The organism is Nitrosomonas sp., from assembly GCF_040240425.1.
Lineage (GTDB): Bacteria > Pseudomonadota > Gammaproteobacteria > Burkholderiales > Nitrosomonadaceae > Nitrosomonas.
In genome coordinates this window covers 1-23,210 of the sequence record NZ_QPHG01000009.1, presented here as the reverse complement: position 1 = coordinate 23,210, position 23,210 = coordinate 1, and the positions used below count along the sequence as shown (strand labels likewise).

General features: G+C 50.5%; 26 protein-coding genes. 9 read left to right on the top strand and 17 right to left on the bottom strand.

Translation table 11 applies throughout. The annotated features are described in order from the left end of the window. Window positions 1-44: 44 nt before the first annotated feature. Entirely contained in the window at window positions 45-1,670 is a 1,626-nt protein-coding gene (locus tag DU481_RS04905; protein ID WP_350133092.1) for a formate--tetrahydrofolate ligase, read from the top strand. Between the two features lie 68 nt (window positions 1,671-1,738). On the opposite strand, the gene rdgB is transcribed toward DU481_RS04905, so the two are convergent. From rdgB to DU481_RS04885, 4 genes are all read right to left on the bottom strand, one after another. After that, complete coding sequence (rdgB, locus tag DU481_RS04900; RefSeq protein ID WP_350133090.1) at window positions 1,739-2,341, bottom strand: RdgB/HAM1 family non-canonical purine NTP pyrophosphatase; 603 nt, start codon at window positions 2,339-2,341, stop codon at window positions 1,739-1,741. Beyond that, window positions 2,338-3,060, bottom strand: a complete 723-nt coding sequence (rph, locus tag DU481_RS04895; protein WP_292666411.1) for a ribonuclease PH — start codon at window positions 3,058-3,060, stop codon at window positions 2,338-2,340. The genes rdgB and rph overlap by 4 nt, the downstream gene beginning before the upstream one ends. Before the next feature lie 37 nt (window positions 3,061-3,097). Then, entirely contained in the window at window positions 3,098-3,904 is an 807-nt protein-coding gene (map, locus tag DU481_RS04890) for a type I methionyl aminopeptidase (RefSeq protein WP_090320534.1), read from the bottom strand. Between the two features lie 68 nt (window positions 3,905-3,972). Beyond that, complete coding sequence (locus tag DU481_RS04885) at window positions 3,973-4,566, bottom strand: SPOR domain-containing protein (RefSeq protein ID WP_350133088.1); 594 nt, start codon at window positions 4,564-4,566, stop codon at window positions 3,973-3,975. 131 nt (window positions 4,567-4,697) lie between these two features. Here DU481_RS04885 and DU481_RS04880 point away from each other — a divergent pair, with 131 nt between their 5' ends. Continuing rightward, window positions 4,698-5,351, top strand: coding sequence for a c-type cytochrome (locus tag DU481_RS04880; protein ID WP_350133086.1), 654 nt, complete (start codon window positions 4,698-4,700; stop codon window positions 5,349-5,351). A gap of 87 nt (window positions 5,352-5,438) precedes the next feature. Here DU481_RS04880 and hemL read toward each other — a convergent pair whose 3' ends face one another. From hemL to thiD, 3 genes are read right to left on the bottom strand one after another with little or no spacing between them, the layout of a single operon-like run. Then, window positions 5,439-6,719, bottom strand: a complete 1,281-nt coding sequence (gene hemL, locus DU481_RS04875; RefSeq protein ID WP_350133084.1) for a glutamate-1-semialdehyde 2,1-aminomutase — start codon at window positions 6,717-6,719, stop codon at window positions 5,439-5,441. Window positions 6,720-6,775: 56 nt separating this feature from the next. Next, entirely contained in the window at window positions 6,776-7,405 is a 630-nt protein-coding gene (gene thiE / locus DU481_RS04870) for a thiamine phosphate synthase (protein WP_350133082.1), read from the bottom strand. Between the two features lie 3 nt (window positions 7,406-7,408). Continuing rightward, window positions 7,409-8,257: a bifunctional hydroxymethylpyrimidine kinase/phosphomethylpyrimidine kinase gene (thiD, locus tag DU481_RS04865; RefSeq protein WP_350133080.1), complete on the bottom strand. Its 849-nt coding sequence runs from the start codon at window positions 8,255-8,257 to the stop codon at window positions 7,409-7,411. Between the two features lie 52 nt (window positions 8,258-8,309). Between thiD and DU481_RS04860 the strand changes: the two genes are divergently transcribed. Further along, the gene (locus DU481_RS04860; RefSeq protein ID WP_350133078.1) at window positions 8,310-8,498 is read left to right on the top strand and encodes a rubredoxin; all 189 of its coding nucleotides are present in this window, start codon (window positions 8,310-8,312) and stop codon (window positions 8,496-8,498) included. Then, window positions 8,499-8,894, top strand: coding sequence for a lactoylglutathione lyase (gene gloA, locus DU481_RS04855; RefSeq protein WP_107802462.1), 396 nt, complete (start codon window positions 8,499-8,501; stop codon window positions 8,892-8,894). A 41-nt stretch (window positions 8,895-8,935) separates the two neighbouring features. Here the strand turns inward: gloA and DU481_RS04850 are convergent, their stop codons facing one another. Beyond that, window positions 8,936-9,640, bottom strand: coding sequence for an SAM-dependent methyltransferase (locus tag DU481_RS04850; RefSeq protein ID WP_350133076.1), 705 nt, complete (start codon window positions 9,638-9,640; stop codon window positions 8,936-8,938). Window positions 9,641-9,698: 58 nt separating this feature from the next. After that, complete coding sequence (apaG, locus tag DU481_RS04845; RefSeq protein ID WP_090320560.1) at window positions 9,699-10,082, bottom strand: Co2+/Mg2+ efflux facilitator ApaG/CorD; 384 nt, start codon at window positions 10,080-10,082, stop codon at window positions 9,699-9,701. 158 nt (window positions 10,083-10,240) lie between these two features. Between apaG and rpe the strand changes: the two genes are divergently transcribed. Genes rpe through trpE form a run of 3 tightly spaced genes read left to right on the top strand, consistent with a single transcriptional unit; the run spans window position 10,241 to window position 13,160 of the window. Further along, window positions 10,241-10,918, top strand: coding sequence for a ribulose-phosphate 3-epimerase (rpe, locus tag DU481_RS04840; RefSeq protein WP_350133074.1), 678 nt, complete (start codon window positions 10,241-10,243; stop codon window positions 10,916-10,918). Between the two features lie 30 nt (window positions 10,919-10,948). Continuing rightward, a complete protein-coding gene (locus DU481_RS04835) occupies window positions 10,949-11,677 on the top strand; it encodes a phosphoglycolate phosphatase (RefSeq protein WP_350133072.1) in 729 nt (242 codons plus the stop codon). 10 nt (window positions 11,678-11,687) lie between these two features. Further along, on the top strand, window positions 11,688-13,160 hold the full coding sequence (gene trpE / locus DU481_RS04830) for an anthranilate synthase component I (protein WP_350133070.1): 1,473 nt from the start codon (window positions 11,688-11,690) through the stop codon (window positions 13,158-13,160). 94 nt (window positions 13,161-13,254) lie between these two features. On the opposite strand, the gene DU481_RS04825 is transcribed toward trpE, so the two are convergent. From DU481_RS04825 to DU481_RS04800, 6 genes are all read right to left on the bottom strand, one after another. Beyond that, on the bottom strand, window positions 13,255-13,845 hold the full coding sequence (locus DU481_RS04825) for a CBS domain-containing protein (protein WP_350133068.1): 591 nt from the start codon (window positions 13,843-13,845) through the stop codon (window positions 13,255-13,257). Between the two features lie 124 nt (window positions 13,846-13,969). Next, window positions 13,970-15,502 (bottom strand): D-alanyl-D-alanine carboxypeptidase/D-alanyl-D-alanine endopeptidase, encoded by a 1,533-nt coding sequence (gene dacB / locus DU481_RS04820; RefSeq protein ID WP_350133066.1) that lies wholly within the window; start codon window positions 15,500-15,502, stop codon window positions 13,970-13,972. Beyond that, window positions 15,435-15,767, bottom strand: coding sequence for a hypothetical protein (locus DU481_RS04815; protein ID WP_350133064.1), 333 nt, complete (start codon window positions 15,765-15,767; stop codon window positions 15,435-15,437). Before DU481_RS04815 ends, dacB begins: the two co-directional genes overlap by 68 nt. Window positions 15,768-15,796: 29 nt before the next feature. After that, window positions 15,797-16,672, bottom strand: a complete 876-nt coding sequence (gene sucD, locus DU481_RS04810; RefSeq protein WP_350133062.1) for a succinate--CoA ligase subunit alpha — start codon at window positions 16,670-16,672, stop codon at window positions 15,797-15,799. A gap of 18 nt (window positions 16,673-16,690) precedes the next feature. Next, window positions 16,691-17,881 carry an ADP-forming succinate--CoA ligase subunit beta gene (sucC, locus tag DU481_RS04805; RefSeq protein WP_350133060.1) on the bottom strand — a complete coding sequence of 397 codons (1,191 nt, stop codon included), beginning with the start codon at window positions 17,879-17,881 and terminating at the stop codon, window positions 16,691-16,693. 61 nt (window positions 17,882-17,942) lie between these two features. Continuing rightward, entirely contained in the window at window positions 17,943-18,101 is a 159-nt protein-coding gene (locus tag DU481_RS04800; RefSeq protein WP_350133058.1) for a hypothetical protein, read from the bottom strand. 493 nt (window positions 18,102-18,594) lie between these two features. Here DU481_RS04800 and DU481_RS04795 point away from each other — a divergent pair, with 493 nt between their 5' ends. Continuing rightward, a complete protein-coding gene (locus DU481_RS04795) occupies window positions 18,595-19,638 on the top strand; it encodes a multicopper oxidase domain-containing protein (protein WP_350133056.1) in 1,044 nt (347 codons plus the stop codon). Window positions 19,639-19,670: 32 nt separating this feature from the next. After that, a complete protein-coding gene (locus tag DU481_RS04790) occupies window positions 19,671-22,421 on the top strand; it encodes a multicopper oxidase domain-containing protein (RefSeq protein ID WP_350133054.1) in 2,751 nt (916 codons plus the stop codon). A gap of 142 nt (window positions 22,422-22,563) precedes the next feature. On the opposite strand, the gene DU481_RS04785 is transcribed toward DU481_RS04790, so the two are convergent. Beyond that, the gene (locus tag DU481_RS04785) at window positions 22,564-22,779 is read right to left on the bottom strand and encodes a hypothetical protein (protein ID WP_350133052.1); all 216 of its coding nucleotides are present in this window, start codon (window positions 22,777-22,779) and stop codon (window positions 22,564-22,566) included. Between the two features lie 132 nt (window positions 22,780-22,911). Next, window positions 22,912-23,064, bottom strand: a complete 153-nt coding sequence (locus DU481_RS15560; RefSeq protein ID WP_502889914.1) for a hypothetical protein — start codon at window positions 23,062-23,064, stop codon at window positions 22,912-22,914. Window positions 23,065-23,210: the final 146 nt, after the last annotated feature.

The following is a 23,210-nucleotide window of genomic DNA, read 5'->3' as shown; positions in this document are numbered from 1 at the left end:
AGCGATTAATCTTGTTGTCGATCCATTGATTCCGGATTTCTAACATGCGCCCCATACTAAACATCGCCGCACAGCTTGGTTTGCAACCAAATAACCTCATGCTGTTCGGTGAGCATATGGCGAAACTGCGGTTGAGTGTTTTGCCGGAAAAAGGCACGCAACCCAAAGGTAAAATCGTTTTGGTTTCGGCGATTAATCCGACGCGCATGGGTGAAGGAAAAACGACGGTTTCGATTGGGCTGGCGCAAGGCTTGGCATGCATCGGGCAGCGTGTTGCGTTGGCGTTGCGCGAACCTTCTTTGGGGCCTATTTTCGGCATTAAAGGCGGCGGAACTGGCGGCGGGCGTTGTCAGCTTGAGCCATCGGCGCGCATCAATATGCATTTTACCGGTGACATGCACGCCGTCGGCGCGGCGCACAATCTGCTCGCCGCTTTGCTCGACAACGCCGTTCATTTCCGCAGCGGGTTGGATCTGGAGCATCGCCAGGTTTTCTGGCGTCGCGTGTTGGATATGAACGACCGTTCGCTGCGACAAGCGGTGATCGGATTGGGCGGGCGACTCAACGGCGTGCCGCGGGAAACCGGTTTCGACATTACCGCAGCGTCCGAAGTCATGGCCATTCTGTGTCTGGCCGAAGATCTCGCCGATCTTAAAGCGCGTTTGGGGCGCATCTTGGTTGGGTTCGACCGCTCCGGCAATCCGGTCACGGCGCAAAGTCTCCAGGCGACAGGCGCGATGGCGGCTTTGCTGCACGATGCCGTGTTGCCGAATCTAGTGCAAACCACCGAAGGCGTACCGGCTTTTGTCCACGGCGGGCCTTTCGGCAATATCGCGCACGGCTGCAACAGTGTAATCGCCACCAAGACTGCTGCGGCCTGCGCTGATTGGGTAGTGACGGAAGCGGGCTTCGGTTTCGACCTGGGCGCGGAGAAATTTTTCGATCTGAAATGCCGCAGTTCCGGGTTATGGCCGAGCGCGGTGGTGCTGGTCGTCACCGCGCGGGCGCTGCGCGTGCATGGCGGCGGCGATCCTTCCCGCCCCGGCGATATCGCAGAAATCGAGCGCGGCTTGGCGCATTTAGAACATCACGTGGAAAGCGTGCGGACTTTCGGCTTTGAACCAGTCATTGCCATCAATCGCTTCGTAGGCGATACCGATGCTGAACTGAGCGCCATCGAACAATACTGCGCCGGGCTTGGATTGCGCACCGCCCTGTTCACCGGCTTCGCCGACGGAGGCGCGGGAGCCGAAGCACTAGCGGATGCAGTGATCGCTGCAACCACCCGGCCGCAGCCGCCCGTGCGTTATCTGTACGATCTAAACGATTCGCCCGAAGACAAGATCTCCGCCGTTGCCCGCACCATTTATGGCGCCAGCGAAGTCGAATTCAGCCGGGCAGCGAAGAAAGATCTGGAACGAATCCGCGCGTTAGGTTACGACCGGTTACCCGTGTGCATCGCCAAAACCCATCTGTCGCTCAGCAGCGATCCCGCCAAAGTCGGCCACCCCGAGGCATTCCCTCTGCCGGTGGAATCGGTGCGCATTGCCGCAGGAGCGGGCTACTTGCTGGTGATGACCGGCGACATCGTCACGATGCCGGGATTACCGCATGATCCGGCTGCGTATCGCATCGATTTGAGTGATGATGGTGACATTATGGGTGTTTGAATGATGGATTTATGAGATCGAGCATTTTTTATGCTCGATCTCACGTCAATGCATTCGGCAGTACCGGTTTAAAACTTCCCAGCTTGTAGAATTTCCACCAACTTCGCTAATGCCTGGCCACGGTGGCTGATTTGATTTTTCTGTTCGGCAGTTAGTTCGGCGGAGGTTTTGCCGAATTCCGGCAGATAAAAATACGGATCGTAGCCGAAGCCGCCGCTGCCGCGCGGCTGATCGATGATTTCGCCGTGCCACGAGCCGTCAACGATGATCGGTTGCGGGTCGTCGGCATGACGAACCAGCACGATCACACAGTAATAATAGGCGTGGCGGTCGGCTTGGTTTTGCAGCGCTGCAACCAATTTCTGGTTGTTGCGCTCATCCGATTTGGGTTCTCCAGCGTAACGCGCGGAATTCACACCGGGTGCGCCGCCGAGCGCGCTGACGCAGATGCCGGAATCGTCCGCAAGAGCAGGCAAACCCGAGCAGCGGCTGGCGTGGCGGGCTTTAGCGAGGGCATTCTCGACAAATGTAATGTGCGGTTCGTCGGCTTCGCTGATGTTGAATTCGGATTGCGGCACAACATTGATCGCCAGCGGCGCGAGCAATTCGCCGATTTCGCGCAATTTGCCAGAGTTATTGCTGGCAATGACCAGTTTTTTCAGCGTGCTCATGGTTGCATTAGCACATTGCGCTGGATGGCGATCAGTTCTTCGATGCCCTGTTGCGCCATGTCGAGCATGGTGTTCAATTCGGCGCGGCTAAAGGCATTGCCTTCGGCGGTTCCCTGCACTTCGATGAGATGCAATCTGCCGGTCATGACGACGTTCATGTCGGTATCGCAGGCGGAATCTTCCACGTAATCCAAATCCAGAACCGGAGTGCCTTCAAAAATACCGACCGAAATCGCCGCAACGTGGTCGATGATCGGCGTGGCTTCGATGAGTTTCTGATCGAGTAATTTCTGGATCGCGTCGTGCAACGCGACAAAAGCACCGGTGATGCTGGCGGTGCGAGTACCGCCATCGGCCTGAATAACGTCACAATCGATTTGGATGGTGCGCTCGCCCAGTTTTTTCAGATCCACTGCGGCGCGCAAGGCGCGTCCGATGAGACGCTGGATTTCCATGGTGCGCCCGGTTTGTTTGCCTTTAGCCGCCTCGCGCTGCATGCGGCTATGCGTCGAACCTGGCAGCATTCCATATTCCGCGGTCAGCCAGCCCTGCCCCTGACCTTTCAGGAACGGCGGAATCTGCTCGCTGATGCTGGCGGTGCAGATGACCTTGGTATCGCCGCATTCGATCAACACGGAACCATCGGCGTGCTTGATGTAGCGGCGGGTGATTTTGACCGGGCGGATTTGCGCAGCGGTACGATGATGACTTCGTGTCATAGTAAGAAATTCCAGGATAAAGAGAGAATTTAACTGGTTAGCTGCCGAAGCGATAAACCGGTTTGGGGGGAGAACCTGCCGATACGGTCAGCACCTCGTAACCGTCGCCGGTCACCAGAACGGTATGTTCCCACTGCGCCGACAGACTGCCGTCCTTAGTGGTGATGGTCCAGCCATCCGGTAAATGGCGGATCGCTGCTTTACCGGCGTTAATCATCGGTTCGATGGTAAAAATCATACCGGGTTTGAGCTCCATGCCGGTGCCACGCCGCCCGTAATGCAGCACCTGAGGATTTTCGTGGAATTTGGCGCCGATGCCGTGTCCGCAAAATTCTCGCACAATGCTATAGCCAACACCCTCAGCCAGCTTTTGAATGGCAAAGCCGATATCGCCCAGATGAGCGCCCGGTTTCACTTCATCAATACCGCGCCACATGGCTTCGTAGGTTACTTCGCACAAGCGCTTGGCTTGAATCGACGGCTCGCCGACATAAAACATCCGACTGGTATCGCCGTGATAACCTTCATAAATCACGGTGATATCCAGATTCACAATGTCGCCGTTCTTTAATTTCTTCGGTCCGGGAACGCCATGACAAATCTGATGATTGACCGAAGTGCAAATCGATTTGGGGTAAGGCGTGTGCCCGGATGGGGCATAATTCAGCGGCGCGGGAATGGTTTTTTGCACGTCCACCATGTAACGATGGCATAGCGTATCCAGTTCCTCTGTAGTAACGCCCGCTACAACATACGGCGTGATGTAATCCAGGACTTCCGATGCCAACCGGCCGGCAATACGCATTGTTTCTATTTCTTGCGGTGTTTTGATGGATACCGTCATTATTGTTTAGTTATTATTCGTGATGGAAGGATAGCGTTGATTATTCCGCTTTACAGCAGTGCTGTCTATTATAAACGTTCACATTTGCCTTGAGCCAAACGGGTATCGTCAAATTGCTCGACCAGTTTTTGCATTTGCTCTTTCACCATGTGCGCCGGATTATGAATGACAATTTTCTTAAGCATAACGCTACGTTCTTCTATCTTAGCATTGATAATGCCTTTTTTTTCGATCTCCCGTAACTGCTTGAGCGCATCCTGCTGATCGTAAAACATGCCGAGCGATACCGCATTCTGCCATTGATTGTCGTCTTTGACACGGAAACTGACGATGCCCAGGTTCCTCAACTTGTTGATCTCACGATTGGCTGCTTCTTTATTCGGATAACGTGGAATATACAGCCAGTACATAGTGGTTTGACTGGATTCCTCGGCATCGTATAGCAGATCGGGGAATAAATCGGTCAGCACGGTTTCGGCGTAGTGTACCTGCTCTTCATAAAAATCACCCCACAGCAAACAATCTTCCTGCGCCGGAACCAACACGATTTTTTCAGGATTGATCGATACCGGCGCATCCCCCTTTTGTCTGTCAAAATAAAGCTGCGTGCCAACCAGATAGGCGATGTTAGCAATCAATAACAGCACAAAGATTATTTTCATTGAAAAATAAAATATTAAATAATGAAGACCATTTGAATTTTGTTGTTAATGCTCTTACGCCTTGTTAAAATACAGCGTTAATTTTCAACACATCTACCAACTTTTGAATGCTCTTAAACGGAACACGAAATATGAAAATGATTAAACATATGGTAATGCTCGCAGCACTTGCAATGGCTGCGCCTTTGGCAGCTGAAGAAACAGCTGCTGACTCCAGCGCCGCTCCTGCTGCTCCAGCCAGCGCGCAAGAAATCGCTTCCGGCGTTTGCGCCGGCTGTCACAATGCGGATGGTAACAGCGTCATCCCGATGAATCCTATTCTGGCCGGACAGCAAGCGGAGTATATCACCAAGCAGTTAATGGATTTTAAAGCCAGCGAAACCGAGCCGGCTAAGCGTAACAGCCCGGTAATGTCTTCGATGGTTGCCGCACTCTCTCAGGAAGACATGAAAAAACTGGGAGAATACTATGCGCAGCAAAAAACTGTGCCAAGCCAAATAGCCGCTGACGAAAAACTGCTGGATACAGGAAAAATTCTTTACCACGGCGGTAACATCGAAAATGGCATCCCTGCCTGTGCGAGCTGTCACGGCCCGTCCGGAGCTGGTATTGTGCCGCGCTATCCTGGCGTTGCCGGTCAGCATGCGGAATACACGCTGACACAGTTAAATCAGTTTAATACCGGCGATCGCGGGAACGATAACAAAGTCATGCAAAAAGTTGTTCACCGCATGAGTGCAACTGAAAAACGCGCCGTGTCGGCTTATATTTCTACCATGCGTTAATCGCATCCGGTTTGAAACCAATAAAAAAGGCGGCCATGCCGCCTTTTTTATTTCTGCTGTTACTGTAACTCGGTGAATGTCTTATTCTCACCAGCTCTTGAAAATCTTTTCCGCCGCGGACAACGTTTTGTTCAACTCGGCGTCGCCATGCATGGACGACACAAAACCAGCTTCAAAGGCCGACGGAGCAAAATAGACCCCTTCCTCAAGCATGGCATGGAAGAACCGGTTAAACGCCACTTTGTCGCATTGCATCACTTCGGCGAAACTGGTGGGAATATCCTTGCTGAAATACAGTCCGAACATACCCCCAATCGATTGCGCGCAAAAATCGATGCCGTGATTCTTTGCTGCGGCGCTTAGGCCATCGACCAATTGCCGTGTTCTGTCCGCTAACCGGTCATAAAAACCGGGGGCTTGAATCAGCTTCAGTGTAGCCAATCCAGCCGCAACTGCCACCGGATTACCGGATAGCGTGCCTGCTTGATAAACCGGGCCAAGCGGCGCAAGATACTGCATAATATCGCGGCGTCCGCCGAATGCGGCCATCGGCATACCACCGCCGATGACTTTGCCTAAAGCCGTCAAATCAGGTTTAATCTGGTACAAGCCTTGCGCACAGCCTAAGCCAACACGAAATCCCGTCATCACTTCATCAAATATCAGCACACTGCCGTTTTGCGTGCACAATGCCCGCAGTTTGGCGAGAAAATCCCCTTTGGGAGCGATCAGATTCATATTACCGGCCACCGGTTCCACAATCACCGCCGCAATTTCCTTGCTCCATTTGTTGAAAGCTTCTTCCACTCCGGCGATATCGTTGAAATCCAGTACGATGGTATGCCCTGCTGTTTCCGCCGGAACACCGGCTGAGCTCGGATTGCCGAAAGTCAATGCGCCCGAACCCGCTTTAACCAGCAAGGAATCATCATGACCGTGATAACAACCCTCGAATTTAATGATTTTGCTTCTGCCCGTAAAACCACGCGCCAAGCGGATGACACTCATCCCAGCTTCCGTGCCGGAGCTGACCAGCCGGACTTGCTCTATGGATGGAAGCAGCTGGCAAATCAATTTCGCAATATCCAGCTCCGCTTCGGTCGGTGCACCGAAAGTCAGACCGTTTTGTACTACCGCCTGAACGGTCTTGACCACATCCGGATGAGCATGGCCGAGAATCAGCGGCCCCCACGATCCGACATAGTCGATATATTGCTTACCATCCGCATCCCAAAAATAAGCGCCCTCGCCGCGTTGAAAAAAGACCGGTTCGCCGCCGACCGATTTAAAAGCGCGCACCGGAGAATTAACGCCGCCTGGAATATATTGCTGGGATTGTTCAAATAACTGATGATTGCGTGATGTCATTTAGCCGCTCTTAAAAAAATTAATCGATATACTGCTGTTTAAATTACATTATGTTTTTATTTTTCTGCAAATAACTGCGTGTATTGCAGCGCTCTTGCCGTGATATTTCCTGTACCGAACAAATCATTGCAAACGGCTATCGCGTCGCATCCGCTGTCGATAACCGCCGCTGCATTGATTAACCGGATACCGCCGATCCCTACAATGGGAACCGTTACTTTCTGTTTGGCATAATCAACCAGATTGGTTGAAACCGGTACTGTATCTGTTTTAGTCTCCGAAGGAAAAAATGCGCCGAAAGCCACATAATCCGAACCCGATTCTTCTGCCTGAAGCGCCAGGTGCAGATTGTTATAACACGATGCACCGACAATTTTTCCTGGCCCAAACCGTTCGCGTGCAGCACTAACCGGTATATCGCCCAGCCCCACGTGCACGCCATCCGCATCGATTGCCATCGCCAAATCAACATGATCGTTGATAATCAAGGGAATTTCGTACGACTTGCACAGTTGCAGCAATGACTTAGCTTGTGCCTTCAGCAACATCTTATCCGCTGATTTATTGCGGTATTGCACAAGCCGCGCGCCACCCTCCAACGCCTGCTGCGTTTTATTCAGCAAATCGTCTGTATTGCTCAGATCCGGCGTTATCGCGTACAGCCCGCTAATTCTAGGGTTTCTCAACGACTAGCTCTTTTCATCATGATCGTGGTCATGGTCGTCTTCGACATCTCTAACCCAAAAAAGCCGGTTGGGGATATATTGCCCCATACCGGGACGGAATCCTGCTTGCAGTGTATGCCAAGTATAGTCCTGTGCTTCCAGCACGCTTTCGCTAATGGATAATCCATTGGCCAATGAAGCCGCTATCGCCGAAGCCAGCGTGCAACCCGAACCGTGATAGGTATGTTCCAGCCTTTCCCAATGATCCGCACGCACGATGCCATCCGCGGCAAAGAGCGTGTTCGTCACCTGGGCGGTATTCTCGTGCGTGCCGGTTATCAGCACATATTCGCACCCCATATGCAGTAATCGCTGCGCGCAAAGACTTAAATCCAGTTTCTTTTCGCTGCTATCATTATCCTGCTGCGCGAGATGCCTGGCTTCCAGGCTATTGGGCGTCAATATGGTGACTTGCGGCAACAATAATTCCCGCATCGCATCGATCATTTCATCGTTCGCCAGCTCATCCCCGCGCCCGGAGGTCAGTACCGGATCCATAACCAGCGGAATATGCGGATAATCGGAAATCACTTCGGCGATCGCTGCGATAATCTCAACACTGCCCAATAAACCGATTTTAAATGCATGCACGGGCATATCTTCCAATACCGCCCGGGCCTGGTCGGCAATCCATTCGGGATCCAGCGCCATGACATCATCCACGCCGGTGGTATCTTGCACCGTAATAGCGGTCATCACCGATAACGGGTGGCACCCCATACTAGCAATGGTTAGCAGATCAGCCTGCAAACCTGCTCCGCCGGTGGGGTCATTGGCTGCAAAAGAAAGTACGATTGGGGGTGGCTGTAACATACATTAATACCGTAAAATATCATTTTAACCTAAAAGGAAACTGCTATCTATCATGCCTACCGAAGAGAATCGTGAATTCAATCGTTACATGTGCTTAATTTGCGGCTATATCTATGATGAAGCCTTGGGATCTCCAGATGAAGGCATTGCACCAGGCACACGTTGGGAAGATGTACCGATCAACTGGACCTGTCCAGAATGCGGTGCACGCAAAGAAGATTTTGAGATGGTAAAATTATAAATGCGAATTTTGCATACCATGCTCCGGGTTGGCAATCTAGATAAATCGCTTGAGTTTTATACCCAGGTTTTGGGTATGAAACTGCTTCGGCGCAAAGATTATCCCGACGGTAAATTCACCCTTGCTTTCGTCGGTTATCAGGACGAAGCCAGCGGCACTGTTCTGGAGCTGACGCACAACTGGGACACACCATCGTACAACCTGGGTGATGGCTTCGGTCACATTGCCGTCGAAGTGGACGATGCTTACCAAGCCTGCGAAAATACCAAGAAGATGGGTGGCAAAGTAACCCGCGAAGCGGGTCCGATGAAGCACGGCACAACGGTGATTGCATTCATCGAAGACCCCGACGGATACAAAATCGAATTCATTCAGAAAAAACAACCCGGTCAGTAATTCCCGCGAACCGCGATTCAACGTTATCCTGTCAGTAAATTTTATCCGTGCAGTAAAAAAATGGCCGGTATCTTGTTGATGTCCGGCAGCGAACGCCGCCATTCCTTGACCGGTTTGGTCATAACCAACTCACTGGAAAAGGTGAGATGACTTGCCACGCATAAATCCGTACTGTCACGGCACACGCTAACCAGCTGTTCCAGCAATTTCTGGTTGCGGTACGGCGCTTCGATAAAAATCTGCGTCTGCTGCAAACTGATCGATAATTTTTCCAGCTCAACAATCCTGTTTGCCCGTGCTACACTTTCCACCGGCAAATAGCCATGAAAGGCGAATCGCTGTCCGTTCAAACCTGAAGCCATCAGCGCCAACAAAATGGCTGAAGGGCCGACCAACGGCGTCACGACAATATTGTTTTTGTGCGCCAGGCGAACCAATTCAGCTCCCGGATCGGCCACCGCCGGACATCCCGCTTCCGACAATAAACCAACATCATGTCCGGTCAGCAATGGATCGAGCAACGCCCGCACATCTTTTGCGGGCGTATGTTCGTTTAAAGTTTGCATATGCAAGTCCTGCAAGGGCAATTTGCAGTTCAGTTGTTTCAGAAACTGCCGCGCAGTTTTCGGGTGCTCGACGATGAAATAGGATAATTCCTCGATACATTGCTGCACTGCCGCAGGCAAAGCCCAAGCCATATTTTCCTGACTGATCGGGGTTGGGATTAAATACAGTTTTCCGGTCATCAAAATACCGGTAGCATGAAAATATCAAACATGAAATTGAACGAAAAGTCCGGCCGCGCTAATGCAATATTCTCGGCGCGCTCAGAATGAATTCCGGTATCGCAACGTCAAAGTGATAGCCGTCTTCCGCCGCCATCTGGTAGCTTCCTTTCATCGATCCGACCGAAGTCGAAATGACCGTTCCGCTGGTGTACTCAAAGCTATCACCTGGCTTCAGCAAGGGTTGTTCGCCCACGACACCGAGTCCGCGCACTTCTTGGGTAGTACCGTCGCCATTGTCGATAATCCAATGCCGACTGATCAACTGGGAAGCCACCGTACCGTTATTGGCGATGGTGATGGTATAAGCGAACACATGCCGGTCCGCTTCTTCATCCGATTGATCGGGCAAGTATAGCGTGCGTACAGTAACATCGATTTCGTACTTCTTCTCTTCGGTCATCTCACAGTCCAGGTTGTTTTTGCTTTTGGCAGTAGTTTACCAAGAAAAAGTTTAAGGCGTATCGATGGGAATAATTTACGCAATAATTTTCACTCTGTTACGCGCAGCTTGTCATTTGCGGTTAAAATACCGGATTTGCTAATTGAGAGGTTTTTTCCATGTATCGCATTGCCCCCAGTATCCTTTCCGCCAATTTTGCCAAACTTGGTCAAGAAATCACCGATGTGATTGATTCGGGTGCGGATATCGTTCATTTTGACGTGATGGATAATCACTATGTTCCGAATCTGACGATCGGTCCATTAGTTTGTGAAGCCATTCGCCCGGTTACCGATGCCATGATCGATGTGCATTTGATGGTCGAACCCGTGGATAGAATTATTCCCGACTTCGCCAAAGCCGGCGCCAACATCATTTCGTTTCACCCGGAAGCTTCCAACCATATCGACCGCACCATTGGCTTGATCAAGGAACAAGGTTGCAAAGCGGGATTGGTATTTAACCCGGCCACACCGCTGCATTATCTGGATCATGTGCTCGACAAACTGGATCTGGTTCTGATCATGTCGGTCAACCCCGGTTTTGGCGGACAAAAATTCATTCCCGAAGCGCTGAACAAACTACGCGCCGTTAGAAAACTCATCGACGCCAGCGGCAGAGACATCCTGCTGGAAATCGACGGTGGCGTGAAAGTTGACAACATTGCCGAAATCGCTCGCGCTGGTGCCGATACTTTTGTCGCCGGATCCGCTATTTATCAAGCTGGCAAAGACGCCGATCCGCATCGTTACGATTCCATCCTGGCTGCATTCCGCGCTGAATTGGCAAAAGTTTAACTCACTGAAACATCTGTTTCCTGCATTCAAATGAACCCAAGTCTCACTAGCAACGAAAACGCCCCGGCAAGGAAAATCGAGCTTCCGCTAGCGGTCCAAGTCATCATGATCGATCTCGATGGCACGCTGCTCGACACCGCCGATGATCTCGCATTATCCGCGAACCTGATGTTGAAAGATCTGAATATGCCGGAGCAATCGACGGCAACGATCCGCTCATATATCGGTAAAGGCATACAAAAGCTGGTCAAACGCACCTTGACCGGCCAGCTCGACGGCGAACCGGATGCCGCCTTGTTTGCCAAAGCGCTGCCAATTTATGAACAGCATTATGCCAACAATCTGAGCCGGAACACGCGCCCCTATCCCGGCGTGGTTGAAGGCGTGGAAGCACTACAGCAAGCGGGTTTTAGGCTGGCCTGCATCACCAATAAAGCGGAAGCATTCACACTCCCGCTGCTGCGCGCCACCGGATTGTTCGACAAATTCGAGATCATTCTGTCCGGCGACAGCCTACCGAAGAAAAAACCGGATCCGCTGCCGCTGACACATATCTGCAAGCACTTCAACGCCCAACCGCACGAAGCACTGCTGATCGGCGATTCGCTCAATGATGCCATAGCCGCCCGCGCGGCGGGTTGCCACGTGTTTTGCGTGACCTACGGGTATAACGAAGGGCGTAACGTGTATGAATTGGATTGCGATGCCATCGTTGAGTCGCTGGTGGATGCATCAAAATTGATTACAAAACTGCCCTGACTGTACGCACATGACCGAAGCCGAATTCGATCAGCTCGCACAGCAAGGATACAACCGCATTCCGGTTGTGCTGGAAACTTTTGCCGACCTCGATACACCGCTCTCCATCTATCTGAAGCTGGCGAACCGGCCTTATTCTTATTTGCTGGAATCGGTGCAAGGCGGTGAGCGTTTCGGCCGGTTTTCGATCATCGGCTTACCGGCGACAACGCGTATTGAAGCACGTGAAAATTCGGTTACCACGATCAGTCCGGACTCGTCGGAAACAGTTACTGTCAGTAATCCCTTGGTTTTTGTTGAATCCTATCTGGCACAGTTCAAGGCGGCACCCTGCCCGGCTGGAAAATCGCGCTTCTGCGGCGGCTTGGCTGGTTACTTTTCGTACGATACCGTGCGTTACATCGAGCACAAATTGCAAGGCCACGCTAAACCGGATGTTCTGAATACGCCAGACATACTGTTGCTGCTATCGGAAGAACTCGCAGTGGTAGACAACCTTTCCGGCAAGCTGTACTTGATCGTCTATGTGAACCCGGAAAATAAAAACGCTTATGCGGACGGGCAAAACCGTTTAAGAACACTGCTGGCCAAACTGCGTCAGCCGATTACGATTCCGACCGAACAAGCGGTTGCTTCCGCTGCGGCCGTTCCCGAATTTCCCGAAGCGGATTTCAAAGCCGCGGTGGAACGGGCAAAGCGTTATATTTACGATGGCGACATCATGCAAGTCGTGCTGTCGCAACGCACCAGCAAGCCTTTTGGCGCATCGCCGCTGGCGCTGTACCGCGCTTTGCGCAGCCTCAATCCATCACCGTACATGTTCTTTTATCACTTCGACGATTTCCATGTCGTCGGCGCTTCACCCGAGATTCTGGTGCGCCTTGAAAGCGGTAACGTAACCGTCCGCCCGATTGCAGGCACACGTCCACGCGGCAAAAATCCACAGGAAGATACCGAATTAGCAGCCGATCTGTTAGCCGACCCGAAAGAAATCGCCGAACACGTCATGCTGATGGATTTAGGCCGCAACGACATCGGCCGCGTCGCGCAAACCGGAACGGTTAAAGTGACGGAAAAAATGCAAATCGAAAACTATTCGCACGTGATGCACATCGTGTCCAACGTGGAAGGTAAATTAAAACCTGAGCTTAGCGCCATCGACGTGCTGCGCGCGACCTTCCCGGCCGGAACCGTCAGCGGCGCGCCGAAAGTACGCGCGATGGAAATCATCGACGAGCTGGAAGTCTCCAAACGCGGTGTTTACGCAGGCGCGGTCGGCTATCTCGGTTTCAACGGCGATATGGACTTAGCCATCGCCATCCGCACCGCTGTTATCAAAGACGGCACACTGCATGTTCAGGCAGGCGCGGGAATCGTTGCCGATTCGGTGCCGCAAAACGAATGGATTGAGACACAGAATAAAGCCAAAGCCATTGTTCGTGCGGCGGAAATTGCCGAGAATGGCTTGGATAGTAAAGTCTAAACAGAAAATGGGATTCCGTTCATGGCTCCATTCCAGTAGCCGTAAACGGAATCAAATCACGTGGCCTCTTCGTTTGCTTGAATGAATTCCGAATCTAACTGGCAATCAATGTCGATTCAATTTCGGCAAAACTCTTCGCGACATTGTTGGGTGGAATAACAGTACCGAGCTGCTTCTCGATTTGCGTCCAGGAAAAAATACCGCAAATCCGGGGTAATCCGAGGGTGTTTTCGTCGATCACCAGGGCATGCAACCGGCCGCTTTCGCGCAAACTGGCGACAATGTTGCCAACCCGGGCGTGTGACACTTCTTCCAGTGGAATGGCTTCCAGCTTATCCAGCGGCGTCATCATATCCATCACCAGAATTTCACTGTGTTTGACACCTCTTTCCTGAATAAAACGCATCGGTTTCTCACTCAGAATGTCGGTGGCTGTGATAATGCCAGCCAGTGAATTATCGTCGTTCATGACTAACAACGTCCGCACTCCACGTTGCATCATATAAGTATTGGCAACTTCCATCGTCGTGCTTGGGGTAATTACGGCCGCTTGTATCTGGCGTAAATCGGTCATGACTTCAAGTGCGGGTGAGTCGAATGCTACAAGATTGGGTGCAGCGGGCTTAGAGATCTGCACAGTGCCTGTTAAGTACTGTACCGAAAGAGATTTATATTCATTCATCATTTTGTGCACTCCCTGAAGGGTTGATGGGAAACACCTGATTACAAGATAGATCATCTACTTTGAGTCGAAACTCTACGCCGAAAAAGCATCTGAAGCAATAGGCCTATTTACCGTAGGGAAAAGCTTATTGCCGGTTATATACCCACTGCACCAGCGTATCCATGGCAGCGCGGGACTGTCCAGCCTGTTCGTGATTGACAAAAAAGACCACGATGACGCGCCGTCCCGATTTATCCAGCAGATAACCGGCCAAGGCGCGCACATTGTTGAGCGCGCCGGTTTTCATATGCGCCAGCCCTTTCACCGGCGTATCGGTAAAGCGGTTCTTCAGCGTGCCGTCAACCGCCGCGATCGGCAGTGACGAAATGAACTCCGGCATCACCGGACTGTTAAACGCGGCCAGCAACAATTGCCCCATGTGCCGCGCGCTAATCTGTTCCTTGCGCGATAACCCGGAGCCGTTTTCCACGACCAATTCCGGAAAGTTGAGTTGTTTGCTCGCCAACCATCGGCGGATCGCCACCTCGGATTTGGCCAGCGTGGCCGGTGAATTATTGATCACCACATCGCCGATTCCCAGCGTTAAATACAATTGGCGCGCAGCGATATTGTTACTGAATTTATTGATACCGCGGATGATATCCGCCAGCGGCGGGGATTGATAAATCTTCAAGGGCGATAAACTCTGCGGCGTCTGCCCAGACATGACATCGCCATGAAACACACCGCCCTGCTGCCCCCATAGGCGCTTAAACAAATCACGGGTATACACGGCGCTGTCTTGCAAGCTCAACATATACGACTGTTTGCCGCACTGCCGGGAAAAACTCCCGTTCAAAGCCACGGTAAAATTATTTTTGTCTTCCTTGTCCGCAGTCACGTCGATCGTCAGCAAATTCTGCCAATCGCCGCATTTGCCCTGAGTCAGCTTTAAATTATTCTGCACGCGCAAAGATTCCGGTAAGGGATCGACCACCACACGCACGGCATTTTTTTCCGGTTCCGGAAACAGATGAATGGTCGATGTGCGGTAATTCACCAGCAGCGCTTCCGGCAGCACGTTATAGGTGCGATAGGGCTGACCGTCGAACTCGCCCGGATCGTCGGGCGGAATATCGTAATGCGAGTGATCAAGTATCAGATTGCCCTTGATTTCGTGCAACCCGGTTTGTCGTAGGCGATGAATCAACAACCAGAAATTCTCCAGATCCAGCTTGGGATCGCCATACCCTTTGATGATCAAATCGCCATGCAGTACGCCGTCGATGATCTTGCCATTGGCATACAGCATGGTCGGCCAAGTATACGCAGGCCCCAGCAATTCCAACCCGGCGTACGTTGTCAGCAATTTCATCACCGATGCCGGGTTCATCGCCGCATCAGCATTGACCGCCACCATCGGCTGATTCTTGCCGATTTCCTGAACGTAAACACCGGTCGCCGTCTCTGGAATAGCCAGTTGCTGCAACTTTTGCTTCACCGCCGCTGGCAATCCTTGCGAAAAAGCAACGCCAGGCAACGTGCTCTGCAGGATCAGCAGGCTGAGGCAAAGATAAAAACGCGGCATCCGGCTTAATGACCGTGCGGAATTATTTCTTCCCGGTGCACAAGGCAAAACCATCGTCCCAACCCATCCGGTATTGTCCGTCTTTTTCATAGCGGCTCAGGTCTTTAAAAGCCCAACTGGTTCTTTTCGCGGTCTCGCAGCCGTCAATATAGCCTTGCTGCGTATTTTCCGGATAGCCGGTCAGGTTGTATTTGGGCTTGGCGCTTTCCGGCAGCGGACCTGCCGGGCGCTCCGGCTTCTTACCGGGCAATGGAAGTTGCTTATCGGACAACGGATGCTGCTTATCAGGCATTGTGCTGCACGCGGAAACGATGACAGTGAAAAAAATGACGAAAAACGATAAACGAAAATGCATGAATGTACCTTTGCTCATTACTCAATAAACTACAAAACCGATTTCAACAATTTACCCATTTCAGCCGGATTGCGCGTGACTTTGATACCGCAGGACTCCATCACATCGAGCTTTTCCTGCGCCGTACCCTTGCCGCCGGAAATGATCGCACCGGCATGTCCCATGCGTTTACCCGGTGGCGCCGTGACACCGGCGATGAATCCGGCCACCGGTTTGCGCATATTATCTTTGACCCAGCGCGCGCAATCCTCCTCGTCGCTGCCGCCGATTTCTCCGACCATTAGCACGGCATCGGTTTCGTCGTCGTCATTGAATAATTGCAATACATCGAGATGCTTCAGACCGTTCACCGGATCGCCGCCGATGCCGATGCAAGTGGATTGCCCGAGTCCGAGCGCCATCAATTGTGCCACCGCCTCGTAGGTCAACGTGCCGGAACGCGACACCACGCCGATACGGCCCTTTTTGTGGATATAACCGGGCATGATACCGATCTTGAGCTCATCCGGCGTGATGATGCCGGGGCAGTTCGGGCCGATCAAGCGGGTTTTCTTGCCCTTCATTTTGTCGCGCGTACGGATCATATCGCGCACCGGAATGCCTTCGGTGATGCAAATCACCAGATCCAGCTCAGCTTCCACCGCTTCGTCGATCGCTGCGGCGGCAAACGGCGGCGGCACATAAATAACGGAAACGTTGGCACCGGTTTGTTGTTTGGCTTCCTTGACGGTGGCATAAATGGGAATGCCTTCGAAATCCTCACCCGGCTTGCGTGGGTTCACCCCCGCAACGAAGCATTCCTTGCCATTGGCATAGTCGCGGCACATGCGGGTGTGAAATTGTCCGGTTTTTCCGGTAATGCCTTGCGTCATGACACGGCTATTGCGATTGATCAGAATAGACATATTTTGCTCCTGAAATGATTAACTCTGACAACCGCACGAAGACGGCTTCGACTTCGCCGCGTTGACCGCTTTCTGCGCGGCATCGGCCATATCGGTCGCCGAGATGATCGGCAAACCGGAATCAGCGAGAATCTGCTTGCCGAGATCGACGTTGGTTCCTTCCAAACGCACCACCAGCGGCACGTTCAATTGCACCTCGCGCGCCGCAGCGACCACACCTTGCGCAATCACATCGCATTTCATGATGCCGCCGAAGATATTCACCAGAATCGCTTGCAATTTGGGATTGCGCAGCATCAGCTTGAACGCTTCGGTGACCTTTTCCGCCGTCGCACCGCCGCCCACATCGAGAAAATTCGCCGGGTTGCCACCGTACAGTTTAATGATATCCATCGTCGCCATCGCCAACCCCGCACCGTTCACCAGGCAACCGATATTGCCGTCGAGCGGAATGTACGATAATTCGTGTTTCGATGCTTCGATCTCGACCGGATCTTCTTCGTCCAGATCGCGCAACGCGACGACTTCGGGGTGACGAAATAACGCGTTGTCGTCAAAATTCATTTTGGCGTCGAGTGCGATCATTTGTTTTTCCGCAGTCAACGTCAGCGGATTGATCTCCAACAACGATGCATCGGTCTCGTCAAACGCCCGGTACAGCCCTTGCAGTAACGACACAGCCTGCGGCAGGCTGTGCGCCGGAATGCCGATTTTCTGCGCGATGTCCTCGGCTTGTTGCTGACTCAACCCCGCAACCGGATCGATAAACACTTTATGAATTTTCTCCGGGGTTTTCGCCGCTACTTTTTCGATTTCCATGCCGCCTTCGGAACTCGCCATCAAACACACGCGCTGCTGCCGCCGGTCGACCACCATACCGGCATAAAATTCTTTGTCGATCTTCACACCCTGCTCGATAAATAGCCGGTGCACCACCTGCCCTTCCGGCCCGGTCTGATGCGTCACCAGCCGCATGCCCAAAATCTCACCCGCACGCTGCCGCACCTCGTCCAGCGACCGCGCCACCTTCACACCGCCGCCCTTACCGCGCCCCCCGGCGTAAATCTGCGCCTTCACCGCCCACACATCGCCACCTAACTGCTTGGCGGCATTCACCGCCTCGTCGATGCTAAAACACGCGATGCCTTGCGGCGTTGCGACACCGTATTGTCGTAAAATTTCCTTGGCTTGGTATTCGTGGATTTTCATGTAGACATCCTTGTCAGTATGGCTTCAAGCCGTAATACTAGCAGTATATCTTTGCCATTGATCAGGATTTTGTAACATACCCTCCAAGCCGCTTGCGGTAGCACGACACGATAATTGTCATGACTTCGAATGCACGGTTGCAATACTGCCAGTAGTACTTGAGTGACGCCATTTCAAACTCATTGAGCAGCACCGCCATGAAGTGGTGCCGCTCAATCATCTAGTCTAATCAAGCATGGAAAAAGTCATCAACCGGCCTCTAAGTTTTCCTTGATTCCCTCGGATTTTGATAGGAAGAAATAATGCACTCTGGAATTTTCTGATCCCTTTAATTCATGCGAATTCTCAATGTGTTGTAGCAATAGCTGCTTACTAGCCACTCACCCAGACGGGACATTTTACCCATAAGAATCCATATAATTAGGGACATATGACTTAATTCTCACTATGCAATACTCTGTAAAATGTTAGACGAAATAATTTAGGTTCTTTCTCTTTGATAGCAGTCAAAGGGCTGGATAAGCAAAATTCCTGTTTCAGCAAGCTTGCTCTGAAGGTAACTAGAACAGCTGTGTGTCTTGAGCATATCGATAGATGAATTCATAACTTTCTTCGTGTACTTCAATACAAAGCAAATTTAACGCTGGGAAAATTTGGCTTATTGACTGCAAATGGATGTTAGTCAGGAACGATGATAATGGAGGATTATAAAAATGGAAGGTAAGTGTCATAAAGAATTTCCACCGAATGTAGATAGCTCATTGTGTACCCCCGTAGAAATTCAATCGAATGGCTATACAAAGCGGACTACTATTTTTGGCTTACTGCTGGCGATCTCATGCTTCTTTTGTATCGGCAATGTTGCAGCGCAGAATGTCCATCGTATCGAGATGTACGCTAAAAAACCTCATCCAGATTATGAATATCTTGCTTATGGGATGATACGGCACGAAATTACAGATAAAAATGGTCTGACCACTGACATTACCTCCCGTTATAGTACGGCTCCTATCATTCCCGGCCCGACTATTATCATGGATGAAGGTGATGTAGCCGAGATTACACTCTATAGCGAAGTTCCTATCCCTGAGAACGTCGATCATCCCGATCTACATGAAAACGTCAGTCTCCATGTGCATGGTGTGCACTACGATATCGTCAGTGACGGCACGCTTAAGTACATCAATTTGTTTAAAGATGAAGGTGCAACACTAGTTCAGTCATATACATACCGCTGGGATGCTGCGTTCGGCACAGCCGGTACCTGGGCATACCATGATCACAATATGCACACCCATAATGGCGCAGAAGACAAAGGTCTATACGGTGCTCTGATTGTCAATTCAGCATCGCGAACCGTATCTATTGGTCAAGACGGGGGTATTACCAGTGTTCCACTTTCAAGTATTGCTAAAGATTACATTTTATACGTCATAGACGATGCCTTTGTTGGAACAGAAATTGACAATCGCACAGGTCAACAAACGCCAATTTGGGTTAATCCGGCGCTATCGGCTCAGGCTGGAACAAATGTCCGCTTTCATCTGATCGCAATGGGCACTAACTTCCATCAATTCAAACTGCCAGGTTATAGCTGGCCTGATCCAGCAACTCGGACCATTGTTGAGGAAAAAGCAATTGGTCCACTTGAGAAACATGTTTTTGCTATTACAGCTGGCGCTAATTCCAGCTACATGGATGCATCTTTTGCGGGTATAGCACAAAACATGATCGGTAGTTTCACTGTTAATCCCTAAAAAGCACATTTCTCAATTCAAAGGATAAAATAATGAAATTAAATATTTCAGGATTAAATTTTAAAACCATGATGACGCTTGTGTTATTTTCTGTCTTATGGTTTGCCTGTAACACATTTGCAGCTACGCATGACATTCATCTATCCGCAAACACTCTCCCCAATGGACAGTATGCTTTTAAAATGGAAAAGCATACCAGCAGTGACGGCGCAACCCCGTTATACCCGGCTGAAGCAACGATTCCAGGCCCAACCGTATTTGTAAAAAAAGGCGACATCCTTAACGTAACACTGACCAACAATATACAACTGCCGGGTGGCGCGCAATTCAAAGTAGGATTAACAGTTGGCAGCATTGAAGTTGCCTATGGTGAAACAAGATCCTACACTTACACCGCAAATGATGTGGGCACCTTTGCTTACGGTGACGAATCTTCGCATCTACTTGGATTATTCGGCGCACTCATTGTTGATCATGCTGATGGTTCGGTACAAGACTTAGTCGATGAAATCGGCAATCGCGTTGCTGTAAAGCGCAGCGATGTGGATAAAGAATTTGTAATGTTCATGGTCGGCTCGACGTTCTGGGGATCGGAAACTGTCAATGGCGTACAAAGACCATTATGGACCAATCCTACTCTTGGAGCAGTGCAAGATGACATTGTCAGGTTTCATATTCTTTCTGTAGGTCCGGGCCATACTTGGCATTTGCACGCGCATCGCTGGCCTGATAACAATAACAGCGATTCAATTATTGATGTGAAATTACTGAAAGATACTTTAGACACCCACTCGTTCACGATCAAAGCGGGTGCAGGGGTTGGAACCGGGCATTGGCAATATCACTGTCATCTGGTTTCGCATATGGAAGCTGGAATGGCTGGAAAATTTCATGTAGCTGCTAAAGGTGAATCGGGTGAAAGTCTTGCTGGCGCATCTCCTAGCGGCAAGATTTTTCTTAATCCGACTGCCAGCGGACCTGGTCTTGTTACCTTTGAGGTCTCCGATGAACCGGGTCAATTTTTCAGAAGTGTCCGCAGCGATATACTGAGCCCCATTACCAAGACTCGATCACTGGAGATTATTCCTCCAGGTAGCAGTGTGCACTTCATTATGTCGGATACTAACGCTGTGCATACAATTACATCGTTACTCTGGCCAAGTGATGCCAATGATACCGATCATGGTGATCATCGTGTTATACCATTCAGTCAAACCAAGGCTTATAAAGGTGGGGCTATTTTGCAGCTGGATGTGCCGGGTTTATATGTATTTACCTGCAAGGTACATCCTTACATGTTCGGTGCTGTGATCGTCGATGATCCTGCAACAGATGGATTGGACTTGGGAGAATCGATCGATATCGTGACAGGTATCAACAACCTTCCGACCAGTAGTGATCTAGCAACGCGTTTACTCAGAACTTTCTTTGTCGCCACTACTCAAGAAAATTGGCAAGATTTAACTTCGCCCAACCCTTGGCATCTGGAATATCCGAGTGTCGATGTTCGTATCACCGGAGGAGCTGTAGCAAACTTAAAAACGGTCCTGGAGAGCCGGTACGGGCAGGACATAAAGTTAGCAAGTCTCTTTAATCCAACTACGCCGGGTGTCGGAGAAGTATGGATCAATACACAGTTTGAGAAAACTGCCGGCAAAACTAAACCGGGCACGATTACGGTATTGGATGCTTCGACTTGGAAAATCAAGCGAAAAATCGCTTTGCCTGAAATTAATATGAATCATCCCCACAATATGTGGAGTAACAGCGATCAAACCATTGTCTTTCAAACACAATGGTTTGATAATAAACTGACATTTATTAATCGCGAAGATGGAAAATTAATCAATAACATTCAGATTGGAAACACTCCATCGCATGTCGTGACTCTACCTACTAATGATGATCTTACTGTAGCTATCAACGGTGAAAATGGAGTTCGAATCATTCCAGCAGGAACAATGTCTCCTCAACCTATGATAATGACCCAGCTTCCAGGTCAAACAGCAGCAGGACCGCATGGTCACTGGGTTACACCGGATGGTAAGTTGATTGTGACACCTAATGTGAATACCTCTGACATTGGTCTCTACGATACAACCACCGGTGGTATCGTTGCAAGAACACCTGCGGGTGGTATTTTTCCTGCAGCACCTCACCCGCTTGCTGTTGGAGTCAGCGTGGATAAAGTCTACACGACTAATCTGTTAGACCATTCCATGAATGTTAGCGACTTAAATGGAAAGCTACTGAAAACTATCAATCTTATCGCTGATTATGATCCTATCAGTCCGACCGGTCCTGATACCGTCAAAGATCGTGATGGCGATGGTTTGGCCACAGTTGGCGTACTTCCTATCCAAACACCGGTCGATCCAACCGGCCGTGTGGTAGTAACTGCCAATACCGGCGGCTCAATCACAATCATTGATACTAAATTGGACAAAGTTGTTGCGATGCTGCCTTGTGATCCAGGGTGTCATGGAGCCAATTTCGGTGCGAAATTGGGCGGAGGTTACTATGCCTATGTGACAAGCAAGTTCTCAAATCAGTTGATTGTTGTCGATGTGGATTTGGATAATCCCGCCAATTCAAAAATAGCCGGGCGGATCTCGTTGGTTGCTGACAAGAGCGTGCCGACCGATGATACCGTCACAAAGCTGGCAGGTACTGGCGGTCAGGGTGTTTATGCAATTCCAAATATTTATAATGGATGGGTTCAAAACTTGCCAGATTCGTGGAAAACAAATTTGACCGCTTCTCAGCTTAATCCTGTTCCATAATAAATGAAGTAAAGATAACACTGTATTTCAACGATAAAACCGCTGACCATATTCGGTCCAGCGGTTTTATTTTGCAACTATCTCCATCCACTCAAAATACCACAGTGCAGCACGACACAAAGAATCCACCAAGACTGAGTGGCTAATCTACTGCACCAATGAGGTTTATCGCGATAGTTTTTAGCGGTAAATGGCGAATCTCCCCGGATTTTCCCGTTCCAGTTCCTTGAGCAGTTCCCAATCCGGTGTCGACATACCGCCTCGAACTCCCCGATCTGTCTCCGCTCTTCTTACTCACGTCCGCAATTTTCCCGCTGCGCAGCCGATCTTCGATGCAATCGACTTTATCGTCAGCCATTGCAATTCACACTTTTTCTGCCGCTCTAATACCAATCTAACCGCTCGTTCCCGTACTTCCAGTAAATAACTGATTGATTCTTCATCTTCCCCTCCTCTCGAGTCATTCTATTTCCGGAAAATCCGAGGCGATTCAAACCAGCAAATCTTCCGGCATCGGCGCTGGAACAACCGGATGATGGCGGCAGTAAGTAAATTCCAAGTGATGATCCAATCCGGGCTTTCCCAGCATCACACCGTCGAATCCCTCATGATCCTCAAAACGGCCGATTTCCTCAAGACCCAGATAACATTATCTTCCATTCCCCTTGGTCCAATGGTAATCCTCCCCAAAATTAACCGAGTAAAGCAGTAGAATTTTCTATCGTAGACGAAGAGGAATTTTACTGATGAAGAAGCAGCGATTTACGGAAAGCCAGATTATGCAGATAC

Excerpts from the sequence above, each read along its gene's own strand:
- gloA (WP_107802462.1), top strand. The coding sequence starts at position 8,499 with ATGCGAATTTTGCATACCATGCTCCGGGTTGGCAATCTAGATAAATCG.
- thiD (WP_350133080.1), bottom strand. The coding sequence starts at position 8,257 with ATGTTACAGCCACCCCCAATCGTACTTTCTTTTGCAGCCAATGACCCC.
- hemL (WP_350133084.1), bottom strand. The coding sequence starts at position 6,719 with ATGACATCACGCAATCATCAGTTATTTGAACAATCCCAGCAATATATT.
- rpe (WP_350133074.1), top strand. The coding sequence starts at position 10,241 with ATGTATCGCATTGCCCCCAGTATCCTTTCCGCCAATTTTGCCAAACTT.
- DU481_RS04825 (WP_350133068.1), bottom strand. The coding sequence starts at position 13,845 with ATGATGAATGAATATAAATCTCTTTCGGTACAGTACTTAACAGGCACT.
- DU481_RS04880 (WP_350133086.1), top strand. The coding sequence starts at position 4,698 with ATGAAAATGATTAAACATATGGTAATGCTCGCAGCACTTGCAATGGCT.
- sucD (WP_350133062.1), bottom strand. The coding sequence starts at position 16,672 with ATGTCTATTCTGATCAATCGCAATAGCCGTGTCATGACGCAAGGCATT.
- DU481_RS04860 (WP_350133078.1), top strand. The coding sequence starts at position 8,310 with ATGCCTACCGAAGAGAATCGTGAATTCAATCGTTACATGTGCTTAATT.
- sucC (WP_350133060.1), bottom strand. The coding sequence starts at position 17,881 with ATGAAAATCCACGAATACCAAGCCAAGGAAATTTTACGACAATACGGT.
- DU481_RS04785 (WP_350133052.1), bottom strand. The coding sequence starts at position 22,779 with ATGGCTGACGATAAAGTCGATTGCATCGAAGATCGGCTGCGCAGCGGG.
- DU481_RS04795 (WP_350133056.1), top strand. The coding sequence starts at position 18,595 with ATGGAAGGTAAGTGTCATAAAGAATTTCCACCGAATGTAGATAGCTCA.
- DU481_RS04905 (WP_350133092.1), top strand. The coding sequence starts at position 45 with ATGCGCCCCATACTAAACATCGCCGCACAGCTTGGTTTGCAACCAAAT.
- rdgB (WP_350133090.1), bottom strand. The coding sequence starts at position 2,341 with ATGAGCACGCTGAAAAAACTGGTCATTGCCAGCAATAACTCTGGCAAA.
- DU481_RS04800 (WP_350133058.1), bottom strand. The coding sequence starts at position 18,101 with ATGATTGAGCGGCACCACTTCATGGCGGTGCTGCTCAATGAGTTTGAA.
- DU481_RS04790 (WP_350133054.1), top strand. The coding sequence starts at position 19,671 with ATGAAATTAAATATTTCAGGATTAAATTTTAAAACCATGATGACGCTT.
- DU481_RS04885 (WP_350133088.1), bottom strand. The coding sequence starts at position 4,566 with ATGAAAATAATCTTTGTGCTGTTATTGATTGCTAACATCGCCTATCTG.
- map (WP_090320534.1), bottom strand. The coding sequence starts at position 3,904 with ATGACGGTATCCATCAAAACACCGCAAGAAATAGAAACAATGCGTATT.
- trpE (WP_350133070.1), top strand. The coding sequence starts at position 11,688 with ATGACCGAAGCCGAATTCGATCAGCTCGCACAGCAAGGATACAACCGC.
- DU481_RS04850 (WP_350133076.1), bottom strand. The coding sequence starts at position 9,640 with ATGACCGGAAAACTGTATTTAATCCCAACCCCGATCAGTCAGGAAAAT.
- DU481_RS04835 (WP_350133072.1), top strand. The coding sequence starts at position 10,949 with ATGAACCCAAGTCTCACTAGCAACGAAAACGCCCCGGCAAGGAAAATC.
- apaG (WP_090320560.1), bottom strand. The coding sequence starts at position 10,082 with ATGACCGAAGAGAAGAAGTACGAAATCGATGTTACTGTACGCACGCTA.
- DU481_RS04815 (WP_350133064.1), bottom strand. The coding sequence starts at position 15,767 with ATGCATTTTCGTTTATCGTTTTTCGTCATTTTTTTCACTGTCATCGTT.
- rph (WP_292666411.1), bottom strand. The coding sequence starts at position 3,060 with ATGACACGAAGTCATCATCGTACCGCTGCGCAAATCCGCCCGGTCAAA.
- dacB (WP_350133066.1), bottom strand. The coding sequence starts at position 15,502 with ATGAAAAAGACGGACAATACCGGATGGGTTGGGACGATGGTTTTGCCT.